The sequence below is a fragment of the Bacteroidales bacterium genome, from assembly GCA_017521245.1.
In the GTDB taxonomy this organism is placed as follows: domain Bacteria; phylum Bacteroidota; class Bacteroidia; order Bacteroidales; family G3-4614; genus Caccoplasma_A.
This window is the reverse complement of sequence record JAFXDI010000013.1, coordinates 20996-33382: the sequence shown is the minus strand read 5'-3', so window position 1 is coordinate 33382 and position 12387 is coordinate 20996. Positions and strand designations below refer to the sequence as shown.

Here is a 12387-nt window from a genome sequence, read left to right as displayed (position 1 = left end):
TGTTGCAAACTTTGAAGCATTACCAACAAGTGGAAAGTTTGAAGCAGTAAATAGTGATGGAGTTACAATTTGGTATAATATAACCTCATACAACACAGCAGAGGTAACATATAAGGGAAGTAGTTACTCTGAATACTCTGGAGAGTATAGCGGAGAGGTAAATATCCCCTCAACAGTTGAGTATAGTGGAAATACTTATAGCGTTACCGCAATAGGAGATGATGCTTTCTATAAATGTGACGGTTTAACGAGTGTAACAATCCCCGAGAGTGTTACAAGTATTGGAAGTTATGCTTTCTATTATTGTACAGGTTTAACGAGTGTAACGATCCCCGAGGGAGTTACCACAATAGGAGACTGGGCTTTCGAGGGTTGTGACGGGTTAACGAGTGTAACAATCTCCGAGGGAGTTACAAGTATAGGAGAATATGCTTTCCGCTTTTGTTCAGGTTTAACGAGTGTAACAATCCCCGAGAGTGTTACAAGTATAGGAAGTTATGCTTTCCGTAGTTGTTCAGGATTAACAGGGATAGAGGTCGCAGAGAATAATACAAATTATAGTTCAGAAGAAGGAGTTTTGTTTAATAAAGATAAAACAAAATTAATTCAATATCCTATAGGTAATAGTAGAATCTCATACTCTATCCCCGAGGGTGTTACCACAATAGGAAATTCTGCTTTCCGCGGTTGTTCAGGGTTAACCAGTGTTGTAATCCCCGAGGGAGTTACAAGTATTGGAAGTTCTGCTTTCTGGGATTGTACAGGTTTAACGAGTGTAACGATACCCGAGGGAGTTACAAGTATTGGAAGTTATGCTTTCGAGTATTGTTCAGGTTTAACGAGTGTAACAATCCCTAATAGTGTTACCACAATAGAAGATCGTGCTTTCCGTAGTTGTTCAGGGTTAACCAGTGTTGTAATCCCCGAGGGAGTTACCACAATAGGAGACTGGGCTTTCGATAATTGTTACGGTTTAACGAGTGTAACAATCCCCGAGAGTGTTACAAGTATTGGAAGTTATGCTTTCCTCTATTGTACAGGTTTAACGAGTGTAACAATCCCTAATAGTGTTACCGCAATAGGAGATTATGCTTTCTTTGAGTGTTACGGTTTAACCGAGATAGAGGTAGCAGAGAATAATACAAATTATAGTTCAGAAGAAGGAGTTTTGTTTAATAAAGATAAAACAAAATTAATTCAATATCCTATAGGTAATAGTAGAACCTCATACTCTATCCCCGAGGGAGTTACAAGTATTGGAAATTATGCTTTCGATGGTTGTACAGGGTTAACGAGTGTAACAATCCCAGAGAGTGTTACAAGTATAGGAGATGATGCTTTCCGTGATTGTACAGGGTTAACCGAGATATATTCATTAAACCCAGTAGCTCCTACAATAGATTCACAAGCATTCGATTATGTACCAAAGACAATACCAGTATATATTCCTAAAGGTTCGTTAAGTTCATATCAATCGGCAGAGTATTGGAGTGAATTTATCAATTTTGTAGAGATAAAAGAGATATACACCATTAGCGTATCATCCTCAGATGAGAGTATGGGATCAGCCATAGCCTCAGAAACAGAGGTTGAAGAGGGTGCAACTGTTACCCTAACTGCAACCCCAAAAGATGGATATAAATTTACAAACTGGACATTAGGTGGTGAGGTAGTATCAACCGATAACCCATACCAAGCAACTATAACAGCCAATAGCGAGTTTGTTGCAAACTTTGAAGAACTTAAAGATAAGGAAGTTATTGAGGATGAGGTAACAAATAAAGATGAGAACTTAGGCAATGTAGAGATAGCCCCTGAAGAAAACAAAGATGTAATCTTGGATATCAATACCTATATCTTCAAAGCCGAGAACATCACCATCAATGTAGATAAAGAGGGTAACTCACCCCAAATACAAATAAGCATAGGCGGAGAGGTAGTAAGTAAGAAAATAGAAGTAGTCCGCAACGTAAAAGGCGGCATCTGGGATATGCTCTCACTCCCCTTTGACGTAAATATCAGCGATATCACTGTTGAAGGCGTACCCGCCGAAATAGGCGTAAACATACTATTACAATACTATGACGGCGCCTTCCGAGCCGAACACAGTATAGAAGGCGAAACCGCCAACGCATGGAAAGCGATCAGCAGCGGTATTATACCGGCTAACCAAGGCTTTGCCATAGCCATCAACTCACGTTATGACGGCGATGTACAAGAAGTAAGCTTCAGCGGAAACGACTTTGCAATGGATAGTGAGGAGAAAGAGTTAACCCTAAAACGCCACGAGAGCAGTGTAAACAAAGGAATGGATGCCGATTGGAACTTCCTCGGTAACCCAACCCTAAGCAACCAAGCCAAAGAGAGCGGCTACTCACTCTATCTCTATAACACAGAGAGCGACAGCTACACCGAGTACAGCTCAAGTATGGCAGCCACAATCAAACCCTTTAGTGCCTGGTTTGTACAAAGCGCCCAAGACTTTATGAGTATGATATTCGGTACCCGTCCCAAAGCTATGAAGAGTGCAGAAGATACTGTAGAAGGCACCCTCAGCCTTAACATAAACGGCGATGATGATGCCACAATCATCATCAACCCCGAAGCAACCGAAGGCTACCAACGCAACGAAGACGCCCTCTATATGGCATCGCCCAACGGTAACTTATCGCAACTCTATATCATAAATGACGGCGTGGAGATGGCAGTAAGCGAACAACCCGAAGAGGCAAGCACAATAGCCATAGGCTATAAAGCAGTAAAAGCAGGAGAACAAACCCTAACCCTCACCAGCGTGCCAGACGGAACAGAAGTAACTCTTACCGATAACCACACAGGCACCGTAACCCAGATGAGCTTAGGCGACAGTTACAACTTTGAAAGCGCCGCAGGTACATATAAAAACCGCTTCAGTCTCAACATGACAGATATGACAAGTATAGGGCAAACTGAGATAACCGGCTCAATAAAAGCCGTAGTAACAAACGATGAGGTAAAACTATATGGTACCACCGAAGGAGCAGAGATAACCCTCTACACCGCCAACGGAATGCTAATAACCCAAGCTATGGCAGAAGAAGGTATAACAACCATACCAACTGCAGCCAGCGGAGTAATAATAATAAAAGTAGGCACAGAGACAATAAAAGCAGTTAAATAGAACCTCACCCCGCCCCCTCTCGATAATAAGAGAGGGAGCAGGAAATAGACAAAAAATAAAAACAAAATAAACGATGAAAAAGCAAGTAATAATATTAATATTGCTAATATCAGCCACTGCAGTAAGTTCTCAAAATATAATAGAGCGAAGCATAAGAAGGAGCATTGATGCAGCAAAAGATGTAGTAGGCGTATTCACCCCGGCAGAGCCGGCGCCAACAAAACTAACCAAAGGATTTCCGGGAAGTGCAACTCCATCAAGTCCCGGAGCAACACAAAATCCCGGAGTTCCTATCGTAGAGAGCATATTAGGTTTATTAGGCTTAGGAGGCATTTATACATGGCGTTTGATAAAGAAGAAAAAGTAGCTATCAGCTATCAGTTGTTAGTTTTTAGTTGTACGGTGCTTCGCACCTTAGTTGTTAGAAACTAATATTAATAGATAGCAAAGAGGCTGTGTCGTTTTGACATAGCCTCTTTTTTGTTTGTATGCTCTATTTCATACATTCATAGATAAATTACATGCATACCGTAAATAATCGTTGTAATATAAAATATTAACAATATATTTGTGGAAAATAAAATAAAATTATATTTTTAAAGCGATATATTAGAATATAAACCTTTTAACTTTTGAGCCTATGAGAAAGATAAATCTACTTTTGCTATTAGTTATAGTATGCGGTTTTGCATCTGCACAAATAGTCCCAACTCATGACCAATATGTGAAGATAGGAGGTTCAACTTCTTGGTATACTGCATATGAAAACTGGTCTCCGGGTACAGCTCTTTATAGCGGAGATAGTGAAGCAGCAGAAAACGAGCAATTCTTTATCTCTCGTGTAAAACCTCGTGAGCGTTTTGTGTTTACAGGAACTCAAGTAAAAGAGAGTCTTAATCCTGAAAGAAAACTATTGTGGTGGTGTCCCATAGGTACAACAGAAGAGAATTGGAATGCTATTCCTGCGTATTACTTTGGAGGTGAGGTTTTCTCTATGTGGAGTTATACAGATATTTATAATAGTTGGACAACTCCTATGATTCAAGCCCCTGCCGCATTTCTTGATGCTTGCCATAAAAATGGAGTGCATTCAGGTGTTACAGCAGCAGTTCCTTATGGAGCAGCTCCTTCTCCGAACGACGGAGGTCATGGCTCAAATATAAATGCCCTTGTAACAGGAGGATATGATAAGTTGTTGAAATATCTTCGTTACTATGGAGTTGATTGTATAGGTTTTAATTCTGAGTTTAGTTGGCGTAATTTGAATACTACTGCTTTTAAGGAAATGATGGGTAACTGTTACACAAATGCAGCATCTTACGGAGTACCTTTCAATAATGCATGGTATTCATTTACCGCAAATAATGGAAGTTATGGAGACTTTAGTTTATTAAGCAACGGTTGTGTAGAGTGGTTCCACTATAATGGGAAAAAAGTATCAGATGCTTATTTCTTGAATTATAATTGGTACGCTTCTCAATTAAATACTTCTCAACAAACAGCCGAAAGTCATGGTCGTTCAAGTTTTGATGTGTATGCAGGTATGGACTATCAAGGACGTTCAACAGCATCATGGAGAGCTTTGCAAAACTACAATATTTCAGTTGGTTTTTGGGGTGCTCTCAATATGAATATGATTTATGAGAGTTGTAGAGAGTTAGGATCGTCGCCAAAACAGAGACAGAAAACATATCAATTGATTTCAGAGAACTCATTTACAGGTTCATCGTATAACCCGGTAAACACTCCTGCTATTACAGATATTTTACGTCATACATCAACAGCAACCGACTTTCATGGATTCTCAAGTTTTATTACTGCTCGTAGTACTATGACTCCTCAATATGGCGATGGAACATTGGCAGGAGACCCCTTTGTTACATACTTCAACTTGGGTAACGGAATGTTCTTCAAAGAGGAGGGCGTAACAACCTTCAATCAAGAGTGGTACAACCTTGGAATGCAAGATTACCTGCCTTCGTGGCGTTGGTGGTGGACAAAAACCTTTATGGGTAAAAATGCCACAGATGCTTCAACCGATATGGTAGCAGAGTTCACATGGGACGATGCATGGTTTGGTGGTTCATGTTTGCAAATTACAGGAGCAACAACCGGAGCATATCTGCAACTGTTCAAAACAAAATATCCTTTGGTGAATAACGATGTATTCACAATTCGTTACAAAGTTGTTTCAGGTTCGGGAACAATAGCATTAACCACATCAACTGAATCTGCACCTACAACAGAGATTGCAGGAACAATAGTATCAAATGCAAAAGCAGAAGATGAGTGGAAAGTTAAAGAGATTAAAGTTGCTGACCGTAATGGTATTAAATTAAATGGTGAGACTCTTGCTCTTCTTGGTCTGAAATTTGAAGATACATCATTTGACTTTAAGGTATTAATAGGAGAGATCTCTATAACTCGTGGAACATCAATAACTCCCGGAATACCTTTTATTGTAAGTTCAAAAGCAATGGCTCGTAACTACAAGGGTGTTGACGTAAAAGTTGTATTTGATATGACAGCTCACGATAAAAACTCATCAGGACGTCAATCATATCAATCAATCTACAATACTGATGTTAATACTTGGTTCTATAAAATCTACACTCAACAAGAGGGTTGTGAACCTGTATTATGCACAGCAACAACATCTTGGGCGGCATACGTGGTAGGAGCACCATACGATCTTGAAAAAGGAGGTAAAATTCGTATAGGAGTAAGTGCAGTATCTCTTGATGGTAATAGAGAGAGCTCAATTAGTTGGGGCTCATATATGAGCGTACCTGCTAACCAAACAGTTGAAGGATTCTCAATAGACAAACCAATCATTAAAGCGGGAGAAGAGTTTAGGGTTGCATTTGATGATCCAACTCACCCGGCAGCAATATGGGTAATCAAAGCTTCTGAGAACGATGAAGAAAAAGGAACATTCAACGCAAAATCATTTACAACTTCATTAAGCGAAGAGGGTATATATGACCTATATCTAATTCAGAATGGAACAACAGAGGTGTATCGAGGTAAAATACAAATTTCACCCGCCGCAGTTGGAGCAATGCCCGAAATCAAGACTTTGACAATGAGAGGGGCAAACGATAAAGAGTGGATTGAAGTTGAAGAAGAGGTTACATACTCCTATACAGGTCGAGCAGATGCCGACGGATATGTATCACGCGGTATGGCACTCAGAGAGAAAGCATTTGGAATTCCAACAGAACAACTTGATTTTGATGATCAATCAAAATTTTCATTATCGTTTTGGTTTAAGGTAAATCAATTTAATCATGAAGAGGATGGAACTCAGTTTGTAAATATTCGTTCGGCAGCCTCTATATGGCCGGAGTCTGACTGGGGCTATTTTTGGAGTTTATTTGATCATGAGAATAAATTTTCGGCATCGTTTAGATCTAATTCATCAGCAGGGATGAAAATAGAGATGCTGGAAGATATATCTTTTGATGAGGGAGTTTGGTATCATGTTGCTTTTGTTTATGGATATACTGACGACAATCGTACATTAGAGATATATCTCAATGGTAAGTTGCATTGTTCTTGCCAATTAGGAGATTATGGAATCATTTCATGGAAATCATCAAATATAATAATGATTGGAGGACGTGCTTTCGGTCGTGCGGGATTAGATGGAGTTATAGATGAGGTTCGCTTATATAACAAGGCTCTTACTGCAGAAGAGATTAAGAGTACAATGCAACATCACTTGTTGCCTGTAACTGATGAGAACTTTATTGGTTATTGGGACTTTGAAACAGATAGTAACAGTGAAAACTGTTTGATTAGCACAGGTGGTAATACAAGTTTGATTGCTAAATTATATGATCCTTCTGTGCCCTCTTCGGAAGGAAATGAATATTTGTCTCAATCAATCTCTTTTATAGTTGGAGTTCCTTTTATCTCAGGTACAAACTATAAGATTAAAACATTGCCGTCATGGACCTTAAAACAAGCATCAGTCATATCAACAGAAGGGGATAGTGAAGCAGGAAGTGCAACAGTCCTATATTCTGAAGCAGGAACATATACCGCAACATTAACACTATCTAATGGATGGGGTTCTGATACCAAAACAATAGAGGTGGTAACCATTGTTGGAACAGGTATAGAGGATGATGTTACTCTTGAAGAGATGCAGGCATTTCCAAATCCATTTGATAATGAGGTATATGCTAACTTTGTAGAAGAAGGAGACTATACCGTTGAGATATATGATTATTCAGGACGTTTACTCAATACAATTGTTCTATATGCTTCGGCAGGAGAGATATATCAAATTCCTGTTGAAGGTATAAGTGGAATTTACTTTATCAAGGTTAAGGGAGAGAACGGACTGTTAAAAGTTATGAAAGTGGCAAAGAGATAGTTGTTAGTTTTTAGTTGTACGGTGCTTCGCACCTTAGTTGTTAGAAACTAATATTAATAGATAGCAAAGGTTGTAGCGTAGGTTGCAACCTTTGTTGTTTTGATACATAAAAATGGAGTTGTACACTTGAAGTGCAACTCCATTTATCTTATACGACTAATTAGTCTAATTGGGTTAATATAATAACTTATAGCCGAAAACTAACAACTACCCCACAGGGGCAACGAAGTTGAAAACTACCAACTACTCATCCCAATCCTCTTCGTAATAGAAACCGTCAACCTCTTCCTCATCATCATCTGATGTGAATTGGTCGAGTTCCAAATCGTAATCATCCTCTTCGTTACGTTTGCGATTAACATCGAGGTTGCGGTGCGTAATGGTTGTTATGCGGTTCTCTTCGCTGTTGAGAATATCCCACAGAATATTTTTAAGTTCATTTATGTTCTGCCCTGTAACCGATGAAATCATAACCGAAGGAACATCTTTGGGAAGTTCTGCCTTAATTGCTTCGGTGAGTTCGTCATCCAGCATATCGCATTTGGTAACAGCGATAACTTTGCCTTTATCCAAAAGTTCGGGGTTGAATGTCTCTAACTCTTTAAGCAGGATTTCGTACTCTTTAGCAATATCTTTTGCATCGGCAGGAATCATAAAGAGTAGGAGTGAGTTACGTTCAATGTGTCGCAAAAACCTCAATCCTAATCCTTTGCCCTCTCCGGCTCCCTCAATTATACCCGGAATATCTGCCATTATAAATGAACGGTTATCGCTGCACGAAACAATACCCAAGTTTGGTTCAAGTGTGGTAAATGGATAGTCGGCAATTTTAGGCTTTGCGGCAGATACTGCACTCAGCAGGGTTGATTTACCTGCATTGGGGAAGCCAACCAAACCAACATCTGCAAGAAGTTTAAGTTCAAGAATTATGGTAAGTTCTTGAGCATCTTCTCCGGGTTGTGCAAAGCGTGGGGTTTGGTTGGTGGCAGTTCTAAAGTGCCAGTTGCCTAATCCACCTCTGCCTCCTTTGAGGAGTATCTTCTCCTCTCCGTCGTCGGTAACTTCGCAAATATATTTACCTGTGTCTGCATCAAATACTACTGTTCCGCAAGGTACTTCAATAACCTTATCCTCTCCGTCTTTTCCAAAACTGCGAGCCTTGCTGCCACTCTCGCCGTTTCCTGCAAACACGTGGCGTGAGTATTTTAGGTGAAGTAGTGTCCAATAGTTGCGATTGGCACGTAGTATAATGTGTCCTCCACGTCCACCGTCACCTCCATCAGGTCCGCCTTTGGCAACAAATTTCTCTCGGCGAAGGTGTGTAGAACCGGCACCACCTCGCCCTGAACGACAATATATCTTAACGTAATCTACAAAATTCGATTCCGCCATAAATCAATATCTCTTATTTAATTAATCTAATAAGGCAATAGCCTTTTTAATATCGGCAAATATACCATCAATGGTACCTTCGCCTTTGATACCAGCGTAAAGTTTCTCTTTGATATAGAACTCTTTCAAAGGATTTGTTTGGTTGTTGTAAACCTCTAAGCGACTTTTGATAGTATCGATATTGTCATCGCTGCGACCGCTTGCTTGTCCGCGTTTTAGAAGGCGGTCAATAAGCTCCTCTTCGGCAACTTCCAAGCCAATAACTATTGAAATCTCCATATTGCGTTCAGCCAACATCTTTTTCAATGCCTCTGCTTGTGGAATAGTTCTTGGGAAACCATCAAAAATAACTCCTTTTGTTTTCTCTATCTTGTCAAGAGTGTCAGCAAGAATGTCAATTATTAGTTCATCGGGGAGTAGTTGGCCTTTTGAAATAAAACTGTCAGCAACTTTGCCAAGTTCAGTACCAGCCTTAATCTCTGCTCTTAAAACCTCTCCTGTTGAGATATGAGCAAGACCATACTTCTCTATTAAATTCTCGCTTTGAGTACCTTTTCCTGAACCGGGTGCTCCAAAGATTACAACGTTAAGCATCTTTTCCATCTTGTATAGTGTTTTTCAAATATAATTCCTAAACTTTATTAATCTTGAAATGCAAAAAAAAAATGTATAAAAAACATTGGAGTTGGTATAAAAACGCCTACTACCGCAATGTAACTGCGAAGATACATTAATGATGCGATACAACCAAATTTATTTAATATCAAATTATTTTTATTAGTGATAAAAAAAAATTATCTTTACACTTGCAGAATTGTTGTTTAATAAAAATGCTAATATGAAGATATTCAGTGCAAAAGATAATAAGGAGTTAGACGAATATACCGTAAATAAGGAGTCGATAACATTTTACGAATTGATGGAACGTGCGGCTTCAACGGTAACATACGAAATTATTTCGCGTTGGCGACGCAATACTCCCATTGTTGTATTTGCAGGTCCGGGTAATAACGGAGGCGATGCTTTGGCTGTGGCTCGTATGTTGTCGTTAGAGGGGTATGCGGTAACAGCATACTTCTTTAACCCTACCGGTAATGCTTCGGCTAATACTCTCAAAAATTTTGAATTATTACAAGAGTTAAACATCTCATGTGAAGAGGTGGTTAAATCGTTTATCCCCCCTACATTGACAAAGGGAATGTTGGTGATAGACGGACTGTTTGGCGTTGGACTTAGTTCTCCGTTAAAGGGTGGCTATCCCTCTTTGGTACAACTTGTTAACAAATCAGAGGCTTCGGTTGTATCGATAGATATGCCATCAGGGCTCTTTGCAGAGGATAATACACAAAATAATCCGACCTTTATAATAAAGGCTGATGTAACAATTACATTTCAGTATCCTAAATTGGCATTTATGTTAGAAGAGAATGCCGATTATATTGGTGAGTTGATAATTGCTGATATAGGAATCTCTCCGGAGATAATAGAGGAGAAGGAGACTCCTTTATACTATCTTGAGACTGTTGAGGTTGCCGGGTTGTTGAAAAAGCGACCAAGATGCTCCGATAAACGTCAGTATGGTCATATGCTGTTGGTTGCAGGTAGTGCGGGAATGATGGGTGCGGCAGTTATGGCATCAAAGGCGGCATTACGCTCAGGGGTGGGATTGATAAGTGTTCACTCGGCAGCGTGTGGCGAGGATATAATGCAATCATCAGTGCCAGAGGCAATGTTTATAGCCGATTCAAATATGAACAGAGTCACAAACTGTTCTCTCTCAAAATGGCACAATGTTGTAGCGGTTGGTCCGGGTTTAGGAAAACACAGAGATACAGCAGAGGCATTAACATACCTCTTAAACAAAGCAAATGTCCCAATGGTTATAGATGCTGATGCTCTTAATATTATTGCTGAAACTAAGGGGCTATTCTCAAGAATACCAAAGTATTCGGTAATTACTCCTCATAAGTATGAGTTTGACAGACTTTTTGGCCCATGCAAAACAATGTATCAACGTTTAATTAAAGCCAAACAGGTTGCTGTTGAACACGAAATAACAATTGTATTGAAAGGTGCTAATACTGCAATAGTAAAACCAAGCGGAGAGATATTCTTTAATAGTACAGGTAATCCGGGAATGGCAACGGCAGGAAGTGGCGATGTTTTAACAGGTGTAATATCAGCATTGATAGCTCAAAGTTATGCACCGTCTGATGCGGCAGTATTGGGTGTGTTCTTGCATGGAATGGCAGGAGATATCTGTTTGGAGAGCGAATCGCAAGAGTCTTTGATGGCAAGTGACATAGTTAAGAATCTTGGTAAGGCATTTAAAAAGTTACATACTTATAATGTAAAATAACAATGAAAAGAGTATTATCAATAGTATTAATAATGGTATCTGCAATCTCTGTTGCAGCCGAAAAAGGGAAACAGATAGCCGCAAGTTTTAACGACTATTCAGTATCATACGTATTGCCAAAAACGGTAATAGATGTTGATATAACACTCGAACTTACGCAGTTAAAAGCAGGTCCTTATGCTAACTATTCTCAAAAATATTTGGGAATACCGGCACAAATAACAAGTGATTCAAAAAGTTGGCGAGTAGTCTCAATGTCGGCACAAGTGGCAAGTATCCCCGATAAGGATATATACTATAACGTGCAGTTAAAGAGTGGAGCTACACCATATATCTATATTGATGAGGAGGGTGTACTGATGGCTGTAAATGCTGAGCCTGCAATTGAAACATCGGTTGAAGAGATTCCGGTGGAGGGAAAAATGACTCCCTCGCCTCTTGTCGACAACAGTTACTCGTACGCTTTAACCGAAGAGATGTTGCTTTCAGGCTCAAACATTAGAATGGCAGAGTTGGCTGCCAAGCAGATATATCGTCTAAGGGAGAGTCGTACCGATATAATAACAGGAGACTCGGATCAACGCTTTGATGGGGAGGCTCTGAAACTGATGCTTGAACAATTGGCAGAGCAAGAGTCACGCCTGACCGTTATGTTTACAGGAACAAAGCAAACACAAAGAAAAACCGTAAGAGTTAGATGGATTCCTGACGGAGAGTGCGAAGATGTTGTTATTGCAAGAATCTCAGAGAAAGAGGGATTGGTTGATAGTGACAATCTCAGTGGCGAACCAATATATGTGTCGTTAAACAATGTTGAACGTGCAAAAACTCCGTTGGATTCAAAGGGAAATCCTTTTGTTTTGCCTGAGAACTCGGTAATATACAACATTCCGGGAGAGGCTCAACTATCATTAACATATCAAGGTGAACTACAATTTAACAAGAGAGTTGAGTTGACACAATTTGGTATTAAATTTGGGTTAGCCCCAAAACTATTTGTTGATAAAAAAGTACAAACTTATATGATATTACATCCCAATACAGGAGCAATAAAAGAGATTGGCAAGAATGTATTGGCTGAATAAAAAAAGT

7 protein-coding genes are annotated in these 12387 nt (G+C 39.6%); 5 read left to right on the top strand and 2 right to left on the bottom strand.

Annotation, left to right across the window (positions count from 1 at the left end; genetic code table 11):
• The 3 genes from IKK64_03175 to IKK64_03165 form a co-directional block, all read left to right on the top strand.
• Positions 1 to 3160: leucine-rich repeat domain-containing protein (locus IKK64_03175; GenBank protein ID MBR4119064.1), on the top strand; the 3160-nt coding region annotated here is incomplete at its 5' end.
• A 73-nt stretch (positions 3161 to 3233) separates the two neighbouring features.
• Positions 3234 to 3527: a hypothetical protein gene (locus tag IKK64_03170; protein MBR4119063.1), complete on the top strand. Its 294-nt coding sequence runs from the start codon at positions 3234 to 3236 to the stop codon at positions 3525 to 3527.
• A 273-nt stretch (positions 3528 to 3800) separates the two neighbouring features.
• Complete coding sequence (locus tag IKK64_03165) at positions 3801 to 7544, top strand: T9SS type A sorting domain-containing protein (protein ID MBR4119062.1); 3744 nt, start codon at positions 3801 to 3803, stop codon at positions 7542 to 7544.
• A gap of 243 nt (positions 7545 to 7787) precedes the next feature.
• On the opposite strand, the gene obgE is transcribed toward IKK64_03165, so the two are convergent.
• A complete protein-coding gene (gene obgE, locus IKK64_03160) occupies positions 7788 to 8936 on the bottom strand; it encodes a GTPase ObgE (protein ID MBR4119061.1) in 1149 nt (382 codons plus the stop codon).
• A 21-nt stretch (positions 8937 to 8957) separates the two neighbouring features.
• Entirely contained in the window at positions 8958 to 9530 is a 573-nt protein-coding gene (locus IKK64_03155) for an adenylate kinase (protein MBR4119060.1), read from the bottom strand.
• A gap of 244 nt (positions 9531 to 9774) precedes the next feature.
• Here IKK64_03155 and IKK64_03150 point away from each other — a divergent pair, with 244 nt between their 5' ends.
• Both IKK64_03150 and IKK64_03145 read left to right on the top strand, forming a co-directional pair.
• Positions 9775 to 11295, top strand: a complete 1521-nt coding sequence (locus IKK64_03150) for an NAD(P)H-hydrate dehydratase (protein MBR4119059.1) — start codon at positions 9775 to 9777, stop codon at positions 11293 to 11295.
• 2 nt (positions 11296 to 11297) lie between these two features.
• Positions 11298 to 12380 (top strand): DUF4831 family protein, encoded by a 1083-nt coding sequence (locus IKK64_03145; GenBank protein MBR4119058.1) that lies wholly within the window; start codon positions 11298 to 11300, stop codon positions 12378 to 12380.
• Positions 12381 to 12387: the final 7 nt, after the last annotated feature.